The following is a 15521-nucleotide window of genomic DNA, read 5'->3' as shown; positions in this document are numbered from 1 at the left end:
AGACGCTGAATGCGCCATCATCACTCAATCAGTAGCGGCGTCCATGCGCACCGCGCCACGACGGTTTTGACCGAACGCCACCACACAGTTGCGCCCCGCACCTTTGGCACTGTAGAGCGCCTCGTCAGCGGACTTGAGCACTTTCTCGGGGGTGCGCTGCTCCAGTCGTTCGGCCACGCCAATGCTGACGGTGACCGACACACTTGAGGCGCCCGAGCCTGCGCGACGTTGACGACCTTGCTGGTCGTCCTGAGGACGGCTGTCCTGATTGCGTAGTTGAATGTTATAGGTGGCGATGGACTCGCGAATGACTTCCAGGTGCGGCATGCACTCTTCGAGAGTCTTGCCTGCGAATACCAGGGCGAATTCCTCACCGCCATAGCGATACGCCCTACCGCCGCCACCGATTTTCGACAGCTTGCTGGCGACCAATCGCAGTACCTGATCGCCGACATCGTGGCCGTGGGTGTCATTGAATTTCTTGAAGTGATCGACGTCGCTCATCGCCAGCACATAATTGCGCCCCAATCGCTGCATCCGCTCGTTCAAGGCGCGACGGCCCGGCAGGCCGGTAAGCTCGTCGCGGAAGGCCATTTGATAGGCCTCGTGGGCGACCGCTGCGGCAATCATCAACATCACCTGACTGCACATGATGTTCAGGGTAAACGGCAAGATGAAAGTTTTCGGCAACATCCAGAACAACCCGAGCAGGCCCACCAATTGGGCCGCATGCAAGGGTCTCGGGTTGCGCCAGTATTGCCAGGCCAGTAACGCAAACGAGGCGATGAACACGGGATAAGACAGCTGGATCAGACTCATCCAGGCGCCATGCAACGCTGGCCAACGGATCTCCGACAGCCACATCAACAGCGCCTGTGGGTAACTTTGTTCCAGTCCCAACGCTACGCTACCGAACGCCAGCAACACGGCGAAGCGCGCCACCATGTCCTGGAACAGGTGGGTGCGCTCCTGCCATGCGGCGAACACACCAAATAGCAGCGGCAGCAACAGGCAGCACAGATGGAAGACTACCGCGGCGTCTTCACGAACCTTGCCGTTGTCGCGGTAATAGTCAGTCTGGGTATCGAGCAGGAAGTAGGCGATGTACACCGTGACCATCAGAAACAGCTCACGCTGACGTCGGTAAACCGCGCAGTAAGCACCGCCGAGCAACAACACCAGGGTTGGCAGTACGTTGAACAGCGAGGTGAAAAACACGTTCAGATCCTTCACGTACGCAGCCGCCAGTCCCGCGAGCAAAAGCAGTAATGACGGCAGGAAATGGCTGAAACGTACAGCGGAAGAACGCGGCAAGGGGAAAGCTCCGACCCGGCAAATAAAGATGGCATTGTGCCTTCTCTTCGGGCGACATGTCATATCGCCACCCTCTTTAACGGCAGCAAAGACTTTCTTCTTAGCGTTTTAGTCAGGAAATATTTACCCGTAGATATCGCGCACAAAAAAGCCGCTGCTCCCGAGGAAGCAGCGGCTTTATGAAGCGACAGCGTGGGGCTTAGTAACCCAGCGCGAAGTCTTCTTCTTTCATGTCCATCAGGTTGTTGGCGCCCGACAGCATGGTCACAACGTGAGTGCGGGTACGCGGCAGGATGCGCTGGAAGTAGAAGCGCGCAGTCTGCAGCTTGGCGGTGTAGAACGCCGTTTCGGTGGTGCCGGCAGCCAGTTTTTCGGCAGCCAGGCGCGCCATGTCAGCCCAGAAGTAAGCCAGGCAGGCGTAACCGGAGTACATCAGGTAATCCACCGACGCCGCGCCGACTTCTTCGCGATCCTTCATGGCCGCCATGCCGACCTTCATGGTCAACTCGCCCCACTCTTTGTTCAGGGCAGCCAATGGCTCGACGAACTCTTTGACTGCGTCGTTGCCTTCGTTGGTCTGGCAGAACTTGTGGACGATCTTGGTGAAGCTTTTCAGAGCCTCGCCTTGAGTCATCAGCACTTTACGGCCCAGCAGATCGAGTGCCTGGATACCGGTGGTGCCTTCGTACAGCATCGAAATACGGCTGTCGCGAACGTTCTGCTCCATGCCCCACTCGGCGATGAAACCGTGGCCGCCGTAGATTTGCACGCCGTGGTTGGCGGATTCGAAGCCGACTTCAGTCATGAAGGCTTTGGCGATCGGCGTCATGAACGCCAGCAATGCGTCGGCCTTCTTCTTCTCTTCTTCGTCCACGCCGTACTTGACGATGTCGACTTGCTTGGCGGTGAAGTAAACCATCGCACGGTTGCCTTCGGCGAACGCCTTCATGGTCAACAGCATGCGACGTACGTCAGGGTGAACGATGATCGGGTCAGCGGCTTTTTCCGGCGCTTTCGGGCCAGTCAGGGAGCGCATTTGCAGACGATCACGAGCGTATTTCAGACCGCCCTGGAAGCCGATCTCGGCGTGAGCCAGGCCTTGCAGCGCGGTACCCAGACGTGCGGTGTTCATGAAGGTGAACATGCAGTTCAGGCCTTTGTTCGCCGGGCCGATCAGGTAACCGGTGGCCGCGTCGAAGTTCATCACGCAGGTGGCGTTACCGTGGATACCCATCTTGTGTTCCAGGGAACCACAGGTCACAGCATTGCGTGCGCCGACCGTACCGTCTTCGTTCGGCATGAACTTGGGAACGATGAACAGCGAAATGCCTTTGGTGCCAGCCGGCGCATCCGGCAGACGTGCCAGCACGATGTGGACGATGTTGTCGGCCATGTCGTGTTCACCGGCCGAGATGAAGATTTTGGTGCCAGAGACTTTGTAGGAACCGTCGGCCTGAGGTTCAGCCTTGGTACGCAGCATGCCCAGGTCGGTGCCGCAATGCGGTTCGGTCAGGCACATGGTGCCGGTCCATTCGCCGGAAACCAGCTTGGTCAGGTAAGCCTCTTGTTGCTCAGGCGTGCCGTGCTCGGAAATGGTGTTCATCGCACCATGGGACAGGCCTGGGTACATGCCCCACGACCAGTTGGCTTCGCCAACCATTTCGCTGACGGCCAGACCCAGAGATTCCGGCAGGCCTTGGCCGCCGTGCTCTACGTCGTGGGCCAGGCTTGGCCAGCCGCCTTCGACGAATTGTTTGTAGGCTTCTTTGAAACCAGTCGGGGTTTTAACGCCGGACTCGCTCCAGGTGCAGCCTTCGGTGTCACCCACGCGGTTCAGCGGAGCCAGTACCTGCTCACAAAACTTGGCGCCTTCTTCGAGAATGGCATCAACCATGTCCGGAGTTGCGTCTGCGCAAGCTGGAAGGCTCTGATAGTGCGCTTCGTAGCCGAGCAGTTCGTCACGAACGAAGCGAATATCACGCAAGGGGGCCTTGTAGTCAGGCATAGCGATAAACCTCTGCTGATGTAACCGGGAATGAACGACCGCGTTGATTTGTTGTGGCGGTCAAACAGTTGTTTGAAACATACGTTTACGCCTAAATCTTGTCAAGCGCCGATCTTTTGCCGTTCGTCATCATCCGAGGCAAATGACCGATCCACAGCCACGCAACACCTCCGTCGCCTGAGCAAACGCTGTGCAGAAAAGATTAGTTGAGCGAGAAGGACTTACGCAGAAAAACGCCGCGAATATTCGCGGCGTTGGGGGTACGGATTCAGCGAGGGTTCAAGCGTAGGTATCAATCAGCGTACCGAGCATTTCGTCGGATGCCTTGGCGACTTTGACACCCAGTTCAACCTGAAATTTGCCTTGGGACATCTCGACCATATTACTGGCCAGGTCCGACTGCTGACTGCGATCCACTGAACGCAGACGATCAACCTGAGCGTCGGAAGACTGGCTGGTCACCGAACGCTCGATCGTCGTGTTGGCGATCTGGCCAGAGGCCTGATCCACACGGTTCTGCCCTGTCTGAATAGTGCTCAGACCGGGATAAAAAGCGGTATTTCCTGAGATTTCCATGGCAGAACTCGTCCTACAAAGGATCAACAGCGGCCATTGAACCAGACCCACTGCCAAAAGGCCCGACAAAAACCCTAATAGCACAGTGCCTTGTCATAGTTAAAACCCCGTGTCAGAAAACTCAGTCCAGCAGATCCAGTTGCAGATGCTCCGCCACCGCTTCAGCCGTCACCAACTTGAGTTTCGGCACACGCCCCAGGCACGGCGCCGGGATCCGCTCAGCGAGTGTCGCGAGGTTTTCTTCCAGACGCGAAGTCTTCGGATCGATGATATTGGCCACCCACCCCGCCAACTGCAAACCGTCCTGAGCGATCGCCTCAGCCGTCAGCAGCGCATGGTTGATGCAACCCAGGCGCACGCCCACCACCAGGATCACCGGCAGACCCAGCGCCATCGCCAGGTCCGACAGGTTGTCCTGATCCGCCAATGGCACTCGCCAGCCGCCAGCACCTTCGATCAAGGTGAAGTCCGCCTGCATATCGAGGATCTCCCGCATCGGCGTCAACAGTGATTGCACCGTCAATGCCACGCCGGCCTCCCGCGCTGCCAGATGCGGCGCGATCGGCGGTTCGAACGCCATAGGGTTGACCTGAGCATAAGTCAAAGGCACTGAGCACTCCGCCAGCAACGCCAACGCATCGGCGTTGCGCAAGCCCTTGGGCGTCACATCGCATCCTGAGGCGACCGGTTTGCCCGCCGCCGTGCTCAAACCGGCCGAGCGCGCGGCATACAGCAAAGCGGCGGCAATGGTGGTCTTGCCGACATCGGTATCAGTACCGGTGATGAAATAGGCTGCGCTCATAAGGGTTTCTCCAACACGGCGTAGACCACTTGATAAGTCGCCGGCAATCCTTCGGCCTGACGAAACCGCTCATAAGCCTCGATCAAACCGAGGATCCGCGCCCTGCCGGTCAAACCACCCGGCCGACCGGGGTTCAAGTTGTGGGCACCCAGCGCCTTCAATTCATGGGTCAGGCTGCGCACATCCGGGTAATGCAACACGTGCGGTCGAACTTGCAGACTCGCGACGCTCAACCCACTGTCCGCGCAAAGCTGTTGATAAACCCCGAACTCGCGGAAGCGGTTGACGTGCACCATGCCATCCACCTGTCGCCAGCTGTCACGCAGCTCGAACAGTGTGCCTACGCACAGACTAGCAAACGCGAAAATTCCACCTGGTTTCAGCACCCGATTAGCTTCACTGAGCACCGAAGCGAAGTCCGCGCACCACTGCACCGCCAGGCTGGAGAAGATCAGATCGCAGGTCGAATCCTGCAATGGCAACCGCTCAGCATCGCCGGCGATGAAATGCGTTGCGCCACCTAACGGCCGGGCGTGATTGAGCATGCCTTCGGCGATGTCCATTGCCAGGCCGTGACTTGCAGGAAATCGCTCGCCCAATGCACGACTGAAATGCCCGGTGCCGCAGCCCAGGTCGAGCCAGACACCCGGCACGAAGTCCTCCGGCAAACGACTCGACAATTCACCGCCAACGTCGCGCTGCAATTCGGCCACGCTGTCGTAGCTTGCCGCGGCACGGGAAAAAGATGCCGCGACCTGGCGTTTGTCGGGCAAACCGCCGGGCAGGTTGGGAAGGGATAAATCAGTCATCACCGCACTCATGCAAAAAGGCCTGGATTGCCCCCGCCACACCGTGAGGGTCTTCCAGAAGAAACGCGTGACTGGCCTGCTCGATCAGACCAATTTCAACATCCGGCAGCAATGTCAGCAGGTCGCTCGCCGCTTCGGCTGGAACCAGTCCGTCAAGGCCGGCGAACAAGTGCAGTTGCGGGCCGCGGAACGCCTGCAAAGCCTGGCGGGTATCCAGTTGTGCGAGCAACTCCAGGCCACTCATCAGCACCTCTGCCGAAGTGTGTGGGGCGCCACCGAGCAGCAGCCGAGACAACCCGCGCGGGTCTTCGGCCCCCTGAGCGCAGAGCAGCGAGAAACGCTTCAATGTCATGCGCGGATCAGCCTTGCAGCCGGCCAGAAACGCATCGAAGGTTTCAGCCGGCATCGCACTCGGCCATTGCTCATGGGCGACAAAAGAAGGATTGCTCGCCAGGGTCAGCAAGCCGCAGCAGCGATCGCCGCGCCGGGCTGCCAACTCTGAAGCGAGCATGCCGCCCAGCGACCAGCCGCCGAGCCAGGCGTCCTGAGGCACCGTCGAATCCAGCTCATCGAGCCACTCTTCAAGATCGCTCGATTGCAGTTCCGGCAACGGCTCGATTTCGACCCGCAAGTGTTCATCCAGTCCTTGCAACGCTGCCGCCAAGGGCTCCAGGGGAGAAATGCCGAGCCCCCAGCCGGGCAGCAGAATCAGACGATCACGCATGGCTTGGCTCCGGTCCCAGTTGTTGAAAACAATCGGCCAGTCCATTTAACAATAGCTGTACCTGCGCCTCGCTGTGGGCGGCGGTCAGGGTTACCCGCAGTCGGGCGCTGCCGGCGGGCACGGTCGGGGGACGGATCGCAGTGACCATCAGACCGCGTTCGCGCAGCATCTGCGACAGTCGAACCGCACGCCCGGCATCGCCGATCATGATCGGCTGGATCGGCGTGAAGCTGTCCATCAACTCCAGGCCGATCTGCTCGGCCCCGTGGCGGAATTGGCGGATCAACGTTTTCAGATGTTCCCGTCGCCAGTGCTCGGTACGCAGCAATTCAAGGCTTTTCAGCGTCGCGCAGGCCAGCGCCGGCGGCTGGCTGGTGGTGTAAATGTAGGGACGGGCGAACTGGATCAGGCTCTCGATCAGCTCTTCGCTGCCCGCGACAAAAGCCCCGGCGGTGCCGAATGCCTTGCCGAGGGTGCCGACAAGCACCGGCACATCCTCCTGGCTCAAACCGAAATGCTCGACGATCCCGCCACCATTGGCACCCAGCGGACCAAAGCCGTGAGCGTCATCAACCATCAACCATGCACCTTTGGCCTTGGCTTCCCGCGCCAGCGCCGGCAGGTCGGCGATGTCGCCGTCCATGCTGAACACGCCGTCGGTGACCACCAGGGTATTGCCGGTCGCCTTCTCGAGACGCTTGGCCAGACTCACCGCGTCGTTGTGCAAATAGCGATTGAAGCGCGCTCCCGACAACAGACCCGCATCCAGCAAGGACGCGTGATTGAGCCGGTCTTCCAGCACCGTATCGCCCTGCCCGACCAGCGCGGTGACCGCGCCAAGGTTGGCCATGTAACCGGTGGTGAACAACAGCGCGCGCGGGCGACCGGTGAACTCGGCGAGGGCTTCTTCCAGTGCGTGATGCGGACTGCTGTGGCCGATCACCAGATGCGACGCCCCGCCGCCAACGCCCCATCGGGTCGCTCCGGCGCGCCAGGCTTCGATCACTTGCGGGTGATTGGCCAGGCCCAGGTAGTCGTTGTTACAGAACGCCAGCAACGGCTGACCATCGACCACTACTTCCGGGCCTTGGGGGCTTTCGAGCAATGGGCGTTGGCGGTAGAGATTTTCGGCACGACGGGCAGCAAGGCGTGCGGCGAGATCGAAAGACATGCAGGCCTCGACTATCAAATGACACATGTCCCCTGTGGGAGCGGGCTTGCCCGCGATGGCGTCGGTCCAGTCGACATCAATGTTGAATGTCAGTCCGTCATCGCGGGCAAGCCCGCTCCCACAGGGTTTTGCATTCCTTCAGAAAGATCCGTGGAGGCTTCAGACGGCAGCGTTATAGAACTGCTCGCTGCTCTTCTGCTCAACCAGCGCTTGTTCGATCGCCGCCTGATGGACTTCGTCCGCGTGTTCTTCGCGCGCTTCCGGCAGGATGCCCAGGCGCGAGAACAGTTGCATGTCCTTGTCGGCTTGCGGGTTGGCGGTGGTCAGCAGTTTTTCACCGTAGAAAATCGAATTCGCGCCAGCAAAGAACGCCAGGGCCTGCATCTGCTCGTTCATCGCTTCGCGGCCGGCGGACAGGCGCACGTGGGATTGCGGCATCAGGATACGGGCGACAGCCAGCATGCGGATGAAGTCGAACGGGTCGATATCGTCAGCATTTTCCAGCGGCGTACCGGCGACTTTCACCAACATGTTGATCGGCACCGACTCAGGATGCTCTGGCAGGTTGGCCAGCTGGATCAGCAGATTGGCGCGATCATCAAGCGACTCGCCCATGCCGAGGATGCCGCCGGAGCAGATCTTCATCCCGGATTCACGCACGTAAGCCAGCGTTTGCAGGCGCTCGCTGTAAGTGCGGGTGGTGATGATGCTGCCGTAGAACTCCGGCGAGGTATCGAGGTTGTGGTTGTAGTAATCGAGGCCGGCGTCTGCCAGGGCGACTGTCTGGTCCTGATCGAGACGACCGAGGGTCATGCAGGTTTCCAGGCCCATGGCTTTCACGCCTTTGACCATTTCCAGCACGTAAGGCATGTCTTTGGCCGACGGATGTTTCCACGCCGCGCCCATGCAGAAACGGGTCGAACCGATGGCCTTGGCGCGAGCGGCCTCTTCGAGGACCTTCTGCACTTCCATCAGCTTTTCTTTTTCCAGGCCGGTGTTGTAGTGACCGGACTGCGGACAATATTTGCAATCTTCCGGGCAGGCACCGGTTTTGATCGACAGCAGCGTCGACACCTGGACCCGATTGGCGTCGAAATGCGCGCGATGCACCGTCTGCGCCTGGAACAACAGGTCATTGAATGGCTGAACGAAGAGTGCTTTGACTTCGGCCAAAGACCAGTCATGACGCAGGGTGGCAGTGGTGCTGGCGCTCATGGGCGTTTCCTTTGTTTTATGCTTGGCAAGCGGCTGGGGGAATGGAATACCCACAGACGCGACACGGATGTTCGGCATATTTAAGGAAGACTCATGCGCTGTCAACCACGATACGAGGGACCGGTTTACATCTGGTTAAAAAACAACCAGACCTGTTTGCTTTGCGCAGAACCCGCCGATGAATGCACACCCCTCTGCATGGCCTGTGAAACGGAGTTGCCTTGGCTGGGCGATCAATGCCAAACCTGCGCCCTGCCGTTGCCCACCGCTGGCCTGACCTGCGGCCAATGCCTGAAACAAACGCCAGCTTTTGAACGGGTCGCCACGCCCTGGACTTACAGCTTTCCGGTGGACACGTTGATCACACGCTTCAAACACGCTGCGAAGTGGCCGTTTGGTCGCCTGCTCGCCGAACTTCTCGCTCAGTTCCTGCAACATCGCTTCGATGAAGACCTGAATCGACCCCATGCGCTCATCCCGGTTCCGCTGGCCGCCAAACGCCTGCGTAAACGGGGTTTCAACCAGGCCGCGATGCTCGCCCGCTGGCTCAGTACCAGCCTCGACATTCCGTGCGATGAAACGTTGTTGCTGAGGATTCAGGACACCAGCGCTCAACAGGACCTGAATGCCGAGGCCCGCAAAAAGAACCTGCGCAACGCCTTCGCCCTGACGCCCGATGCGTGTATCAAGGGTCGTCATCTAGCGTTAGTGGACGATGTGTTGACCACCGGCGCCACGGCCCAAGCCCTGGCTCGCCTGCTGATGGACGCCGGCGCCGCCCGGGTTGACGTCTATTGTCTGGCCCGCACACCCAAACCCGGCGATGCGCCCTGATTCAGTGGCATTCAAGGTAGGAACGAGCCTGCTCGCGATGACGGTCGATCCGTCACATCTATGGTGAAGTTGATGACCTCATCGTGAGCAGGCTCACTCCTACAAGGATATGACCCGACTTGACTCCCGGGCTCCCAGCCGCCAACGTCCTTTCCATCGCCCCAGCCCAAAGCGCCCTGCCATGTCCTTGCCTACGTTGTTGTCGCAGCACATTGTCCGTCGCCCGCAACGCATCGCGTTGCTGCAACACATCGCCGAACAGGGCTCGATCACCCGCGCCGCGAAAAGCGCGGGGCTGAGTTACAAAGCGGCCTGGGACGCCATCGACGAGCTGAACAACCTCGCGCAAAAGCCGTTGGTGGAGCGCAGTGTCGGCGGCAAGGGCGGCGGTGGCGCCAAACTCTCCAGCGAAGGCGAGCGCGTATTGCGCCTGTATCAAAAGCTGCAAGCCTTGCAGGCTCAGGTGCTGGAAGCCGCCGAGGATGCCAGCGATCTCGACCTGCTCGGCCGACTGATGCTCAGAACCAGCGCGCGCAATCAACTGCATGGCAAGGTAGCGGCGATTGATAACCAAGGGCACAACGACCGTATTCGTCTTGAATTGGCCGAAGGCTTGAGCATTGATGCGCAGATCACTCACGACAGCACCCTGCGCCTGGAGCTGGAAACCGGCACCGAAGTGGTTGCACTGATCAAGGCCGGTTGGCTGGAGTTGCTGGGCATCGATCAAGTGGCAACACCCGGCAACAACTGCCTGAAAGGCATCATCGAAGTAATTCTCGACGCCGAGGACGGCCCCAGCGAAGTGCGCATCGGCTTGTCCAATGGCCAGACACTCTGCGCACTGGCCGAACCGCTGCACTTGAGAACCCTCGATCTGGCCGCCGATAAACCGGTGCGGGTGCAGTTCGCGCCATCCAACGTTTTGCTCGGTACACCGCTTTGAAACACAAGTGTCATTAACGCTCATTAAGGTGACTGCAAAAACCAGCAGGGAGCCTGATGTGAGCCTATTAGAAGACAACCAATCCACCGACCTCGAGAACATGGTCGGCCTTAGCCGTCGAGGCTTCATCAGCGCCGGCGCCCTTTGCGGTGCAGCGATGTTCCTGGGCGGCAACCTGCTGAGCCGCAGCGTGCTGGCCGCCAGCGTCAGCGCCGGTTCCAGCAAACTGTTGGGTTTTGCCAGTATTCCCGCCACCACCAGCGACGCCATCACCCTGCCGCCAGGTTACAAATCTTCGGTATTGATCAGTTGGGGCCAACCCCTGCAGAAGAACGGTCCGGCATTCGACCCAAGCGGCAACGGCACGGCCGAGCATCAGGAAGTCCAGTTCGGCGACAACAACGACGGCATGAGCCTGTTCGAATTTCCCGACGACAACAACCGGGCGCTGATGGCGATCAACAACGAATACACCAACTATCGCTACCTCTATCCACACGGCGGCATGCCGCAGTCGGCTGCTGACGTGCGCAAGGCTCTGGCCTGTGAAGGCGTGTCGGTGATCGAAGTGCAGAGCAAGAACGGCCAGTGGCATTTCGTCCAGGGTTCGCGCTACAACCGGCGCATTCACGGCAACGCGCCGATCAACCTGAGCGGTCCGGCCGCCGGCCACGCGCTGCTGAAAACCAGCGCTGATCCGCACGGCAAAAACGTCCTTGGCACCTTCCAGAACTGCGCCAACGGCAAGACGCCGTGGGGCACGTATCTGACCTGCGAAGAAAACTTCACCGACTGCTTCGGCAGCAGCAATGCCGAACAGAAGTTCGACGCCGCGCAAAAACGCTACGGCGCAGTAGCGGCCAGTAAAGAGATCAACTGGCATCAACACGACGAGCGTTTCGACCTGGCGAAAAACCCCAACGAACTCAACCGTCACGGCTGGGTTGTGGAAATCGACCCGTTCGATCCGCAATCGACGCCAGTCAAACGCACCGCGCTGGGCCGCTTCAAACATGAAAACGCCGCCCTGGCCGAAACCAGTGACGGTCACGCCGTGGTGTACATGGGCGACGATGAGCGCGGCGAGTTCATCTACAAATTTGTCAGCCGCGACAAGGTCAACCACAAAAACCCCAAGGCCAACCGCGACCTGCTGGACCACGGCACCTTGTACGTGGCGCGCTTCGACGCGGGCGACGGCAATGCCGATCACCCGAAAGGCCAGGGCGAATGGATCGAACTGACCCACGGCAAAAACGGCATCGACGCCAGCAGCGGTTTCGCCGATCAGGCCGAGGTGTTGATTCACGCCCGCCTCGCCGCCAGCGTGGTCAAAGCTACACGCATGGACCGCCCGGAATGGATCGTCGTCAGCCCCAAGGATGGCCAGGTCTATTGCACGCTGACCAACAACGCCAAGCGTGGCGAGGACGGGCAACCGGTGAACGGGCCAAACCCGCGCGAGAAAAACGTCTACGGGCAGATTTTGCGCTGGCGCACTGACCGTGACGATCACGGCTCGAAAAGCTTTGCCTGGGATCTGTTTGTGGTCGCCGGCAACCCGGGCGTTCACGCCGGCACGCCGAAGGGCGGTTCATCGAACATCACACCGCAGAACATGTTCAACAGCCCGGACGGCTTGGGTTTCGACAAGGCTGGGCGGTTATGGATTCTGACCGATGGCGATTCGAGCAACGCCGGCGACTTCGCGGGCATGGGCAATAACCAGATGCTCTGCGCTGACCCGGTCACCGGGGAGATCCGCCGCTTCATGGTCGGGCCAGTGGGCTGCGAGGTGACGGGGATCAGCTTTTCGCCGGATCAGAAGACCTTGTTTGTCGGGATTCAGCATCCGGGGGAAAACGGTGGGTCGACGTTCCCTGAGCATTTGCCGAACGGCAAACCGCGGTCTTCGGTGATGGCGATTTCACGGGAAGATGGCGGCATCGTCGGCGCCTGATAAAAGTCCCACCCTGGTGATCGTTCCCATGCTCCGCGTGGGAATGCAGCCCGGGACGCTCTGCGTCCCAGAAACGGACGCTCTGCGTCCGGTGAGGCATTCCCACGCAGAGCGTGGGAACGATCCCATGGGAACGATCCCCCTAAAGAAGCCCCGTCTGCGCTACCATGCTTGGCCGGACGCGGCAGCCTGCTGCGCGCAGGAGTCAGCATGGCCCACCCGTTTGCAACCCTCACCCCAGACCTCGTGCTCGATGCCGTCGAAAGCATCGGCTTTCTCAGTGACGCGCGCATTCTGGCGCTCAACAGCTACGAGAACCGTGTCTATCAGGTCGGTATCGAAGACTCCGAGCCGCTGATCGCCAAGTTCTACCGCCCACAACGCTGGACCAACGAAGCGATTCTCGAAGAGCACCAATTCACCTTCGAACTCGCCGAATGCGACGTACCGGTGGTCGCGCCGATGATTCACAACGGTGCCAGCCTGCATGAACACGCAGGGTTTCGTTTCACCCTGTTCCCCCGCCGCGGTGGCCGTGCGCCGGAGCCGGGCAATCTCGATCAGCTGTATCGACTGGGGCAACTGCTCGGTCGCCTGCACGCGGTCGGCTCTACCAAACCGTTCGAACACCGCGAAGCGCTGGGTGTGAAAAACTTCGGTCATGACTCGCTGACCACATTGCTCGAAGGCAATTTCGTACCCAAAAGCCTGCTGCCAGCCTACGAGTCCGTCGCCCGCGACCTGCTCAAGCGGGTGGAAGAGGTCTACAAGGCAACGCCGCACAAGAACATCCGCATGCACGGCGACTGCCATCCCGGCAACATGATGTGCCGCGACGAGATGTTCCACATCGTCGACCTCGACGACTGCCGCATGGGCCCTGCGGTGCAGGACATCTGGATGATGCTGGCGGGTGACCGTCAGGAATGTCTCGGTCAGTTGTCGGAATTGATGGACGGCTATAGTGAGTTCCACGACTTCGATCCGCGGGAACTGGCGCTGATCGAACCGCTGCGCGCCCTGCGCCTGATGCACTACAGCGCCTGGCTCGCCCGCCGCTGGGACGACCCGGCGTTCCCGCACAGTTTTCCGTGGTTCGGCAGTGAACGGTATTGGGGCGACCAGGTGTTGGCCTTGCGCGAACAACTGGCTGCGCTCAACGAAGAACCGTTGAAGCTCTTCTGACGAACACAAATCCCCATGTGGGAGCGGGCTTGCTCGCGAATACGGTTTCACATTCAACAGTGATGCTGAATGAACTACCGCTTTCGCGAGCAGGCTCGCTCCCACAGTTGTTTGTGTTCACAAATAACCAACCTAATCAGGTAGGACATCCGTAGACAATTCTCCTTACAATCCCCTCTTTGTTAGCTGCCTAAGCAAGGATTCTGCATGCAAGCCGCCAACCCGCGTCGCGGGTACATTCTGGGCCTGAGTGCCTACATCATCTGGGGCCTGTTCCCGATCTACTTCAAAGCCATCGCCAGCGTGCCCGCCGTGGAGATCATCATCCACCGCGTGCTCTGGTCCGCGCTGTTCGGCGCCTTGCTGCTGCTGGTGTGGAAACATCCGGGCTGGTGGCGCGAGTTGCGTGACAACCCGAAACGCCTGGCGATCCTGGCCCTGAGCGGCACGCTGATCGCGGCCAACTGGCTGACCTACGTCTGGTCGGTGAACAACGGGCGCATGCTCGAAGCCAGTCTCGGTTACTACATCAACCCGCTGGTGAACGTGCTGCTGGGCATGTTGATCCTTGGCGAACGACTGCGGCGCATGCAATGGCTGGCGGTTGGCCTGGCGGCGGTCGGCGTCGCCCAGCAGGTCTGGCAAGTTGGCAGTCTGCCGTGGGTGTCGTTGGTGCTGGCACTGACCTTCGGTTTCTACGGATTGATCCGCAAGCAGGCACCGGTCAAGGCGCTGCCGGGTCTGGTGGTGGAAACCTGGATGCTGGTGCCGATTGCGATTGCCTGGCTGCTTTTCAATCAGACGGCCACCAGCGCTCAGCCCGAGTTCTGGACTACGTCTGAAGCCTGGTGGCTGGTGGCCGCGGGTCCGGTGACGCTGGTGCCGCTGGTGTGTTTCAACGCCGCCGCACGGCATTTGCCCTACACGACGCTGGGCTTTCTCCAGTACCTGGCGCCGACGCTGGTGCTGTTGCAAGCCGTGCTGCTGTTTGGCGAGCATTTGTCGTCGAGCACACTGGTTGCGTTCATCTTTATCTGGGCGGGCCTGGCGATTTACAGCGTCGACGCGTGGATAAGTATGCGTCGTCGCCGCTGATCAAAAAACACACAAACCTCTACAGGCCACGGCTACCGTGGCCTGCATCGATCCTTCCCAAGGTTATCCACAACGTGATCCCCGGCGTTTGTGCGCAAGTCACTGAAACTGCTGGTTTTTTGATCAAATCCTGAAGAAGCCCGGCCGACGTGGCCTGGAGGATGGTCTCTACAGGTTATCCACAGGCAGGTGCACGTATAACTTGGATAACCTGTTCAGGGTTCGCTGCGCAGCACCAATTCGACCATCAAATCATCCGCCAGGGTTTCCAGGCGCGATTGCAGCACGTCAAGGGACAACGTCAGCGGCACGGCGAGAATCGCTTCGGCGTGGAACAAAGGCTCGCTGCTCATCGGCGCCGGACGTACTTCGGTCACCAGACGCTCCAGGTTCACCCCCTGTTCACTCAGTAAACGCGTGATGTCGCGGACGATCCCCGGGCGGTCATTGCCCACCAATTCCATGGCTATGGGTTTCCAGGTGCAGGATTGCTCGATGCCGCTTTCGGCAATCAGTACACGAATGCCGTGGGCGGACAACGCCTGTAGGGCATCGACCAATTCATCGTAGGCCTCGGCCGGCACGCCCACGCGAAGAATCCCGGCGAACTGCCCGGCCATGCGCGACATGCGGCTCTCCAGCCAGTTACCGCCGTGCTCGGCGATGCATTGGGCAATGCGCTCGACCTGCCCAGGCTTGTCCGGAGCGAAAACAGTGAGTACGAGGTGGTCCATGGCGCAGCCCTCTTGTCATGACTTTTGTTATAGAAAAGCAAGTATAGGCAAGGGACCGGAATCAGCCCGGCACTACTTTTTTGTGGCGAGGGAGCTTGCTCCCGCTGGGGCGCGAAGCGGCCCCCTGAATAGCCCAGACGGACCGCTTTCG

The 15521-nt window shown here is 60.0% G+C and carries 15 protein-coding genes; 6 read left to right on the top strand and 9 right to left on the bottom strand.

Going from position 1 to position 15521, the window contains the following annotated elements:
- Window positions 1-24 precede the first annotated feature (24 nt).
- On the bottom strand, window positions 25-1314 hold the full coding sequence (locus AC3WP4_RS11405; RefSeq protein ID WP_074871439.1) for a GGDEF domain-containing protein: 1290 nt from the start codon (window positions 1312-1314) through the stop codon (window positions 25-27).
- Here AC3WP4_RS11405 and AC3WP4_RS11400 point away from each other — a divergent pair.
- A complete protein-coding gene (locus tag AC3WP4_RS11400) occupies window positions 1282-1497 on the top strand; it encodes a hypothetical protein (RefSeq protein WP_173860453.1) in 216 nt (71 codons plus the stop codon). The two genes, AC3WP4_RS11405 and AC3WP4_RS11400, sit on opposite strands and share 33 nt — an antisense overlap.
- 16 nt (window positions 1498-1513) lie before the next feature.
- On the opposite strand, the gene AC3WP4_RS11395 is transcribed toward AC3WP4_RS11400, so the two are convergent.
- From AC3WP4_RS11395 to bioB, 7 genes are all read right to left on the bottom strand, one after another.
- Window positions 1514-3319 (bottom strand): phenylacyl-CoA dehydrogenase, encoded by a 1806-nt coding sequence (locus AC3WP4_RS11395; protein ID WP_074871442.1) that lies wholly within the window; start codon window positions 3317-3319, stop codon window positions 1514-1516.
- A 279-nt stretch (window positions 3320-3598) separates the two neighbouring features.
- Window positions 3599-3895, bottom strand: coding sequence for a pyrroloquinoline quinone biosynthesis protein PqqE (locus AC3WP4_RS11390; protein WP_074871445.1), 297 nt, complete (start codon window positions 3893-3895; stop codon window positions 3599-3601).
- Between the two features lie 121 nt (window positions 3896-4016).
- Window positions 4017-4697 carry a dethiobiotin synthase gene (gene bioD, locus AC3WP4_RS11385; RefSeq protein WP_074871447.1) on the bottom strand — a complete coding sequence of 227 codons (681 nt, stop codon included), beginning with the start codon at window positions 4695-4697 and terminating at the stop codon, window positions 4017-4019.
- Window positions 4694-5506 carry a malonyl-ACP O-methyltransferase BioC gene (bioC, locus tag AC3WP4_RS11380; RefSeq protein WP_074871449.1) on the bottom strand — a complete coding sequence of 271 codons (813 nt, stop codon included), beginning with the start codon at window positions 5504-5506 and terminating at the stop codon, window positions 4694-4696. Before bioC ends, bioD begins: the two co-directional genes overlap by 4 nt.
- Window positions 5499-6230 carry an alpha/beta fold hydrolase gene (locus AC3WP4_RS11375; RefSeq protein ID WP_074871451.1) on the bottom strand — a complete coding sequence of 244 codons (732 nt, stop codon included), beginning with the start codon at window positions 6228-6230 and terminating at the stop codon, window positions 5499-5501. The genes bioC and AC3WP4_RS11375 overlap by 8 nt, the downstream gene beginning before the upstream one ends.
- Window positions 6223-7401, bottom strand: a complete 1179-nt coding sequence (gene bioF, locus AC3WP4_RS11370) for an 8-amino-7-oxononanoate synthase (RefSeq protein ID WP_102614881.1) — start codon at window positions 7399-7401, stop codon at window positions 6223-6225. Before bioF ends, AC3WP4_RS11375 begins: the two co-directional genes overlap by 8 nt.
- A 159-nt stretch (window positions 7402-7560) precedes the next feature.
- On the bottom strand, window positions 7561-8616 hold the full coding sequence (gene bioB / locus AC3WP4_RS11365; RefSeq protein WP_008147151.1) for a biotin synthase BioB: 1056 nt from the start codon (window positions 8614-8616) through the stop codon (window positions 7561-7563).
- A 93-nt stretch (window positions 8617-8709) separates the two neighbouring features.
- Here bioB and AC3WP4_RS11360 point away from each other — a divergent pair, with 93 nt between their 5' ends.
- The 5 genes from AC3WP4_RS11360 (at window position 8710) to rarD (ending at window position 14636) form a co-directional block, all read left to right on the top strand.
- Window positions 8710-9450, top strand: a complete 741-nt coding sequence (locus AC3WP4_RS11360) for a ComFC family protein (protein ID WP_102614882.1) — start codon at window positions 8710-8712, stop codon at window positions 9448-9450.
- Window positions 9451-9631: 181 nt separating this feature from the next.
- Window positions 9632-10396, top strand: a complete 765-nt coding sequence (locus AC3WP4_RS11355; RefSeq protein WP_074871458.1) for a TOBE domain-containing protein — start codon at window positions 9632-9634, stop codon at window positions 10394-10396.
- Between the two features lie 58 nt (window positions 10397-10454).
- The gene (locus AC3WP4_RS11350) at window positions 10455-12356 is read left to right on the top strand and encodes a PhoX family protein (RefSeq protein WP_102614883.1); all 1902 of its coding nucleotides are present in this window, start codon (window positions 10455-10457) and stop codon (window positions 12354-12356) included.
- A 210-nt stretch (window positions 12357-12566) separates the two neighbouring features.
- Entirely contained in the window at window positions 12567-13541 is a 975-nt protein-coding gene (locus AC3WP4_RS11345) for a serine/threonine protein kinase (RefSeq protein WP_102614884.1), read from the top strand.
- Between the two features lie 207 nt (window positions 13542-13748).
- Window positions 13749-14636 carry an EamA family transporter RarD gene (gene rarD, locus AC3WP4_RS11340; protein ID WP_102614885.1) on the top strand — a complete coding sequence of 296 codons (888 nt, stop codon included), beginning with the start codon at window positions 13749-13751 and terminating at the stop codon, window positions 14634-14636.
- 215 nt (window positions 14637-14851) lie between these two features.
- On the opposite strand, the gene AC3WP4_RS11335 is transcribed toward rarD, so the two are convergent.
- Window positions 14852-15370 (bottom strand): glycine cleavage system transcriptional repressor, encoded by a 519-nt coding sequence (locus AC3WP4_RS11335; RefSeq protein ID WP_007947710.1) that lies wholly within the window; start codon window positions 15368-15370, stop codon window positions 14852-14854.
- Window positions 15371-15521 lie beyond the last annotated feature (151 nt).

It is taken from the genome of Pseudomonas sp. FW305-20, assembly GCF_058788075.1.
Note: the sequence above shows the minus strand (reverse complement) of the source record. Positions and strands in the feature narration are given on the sequence as shown.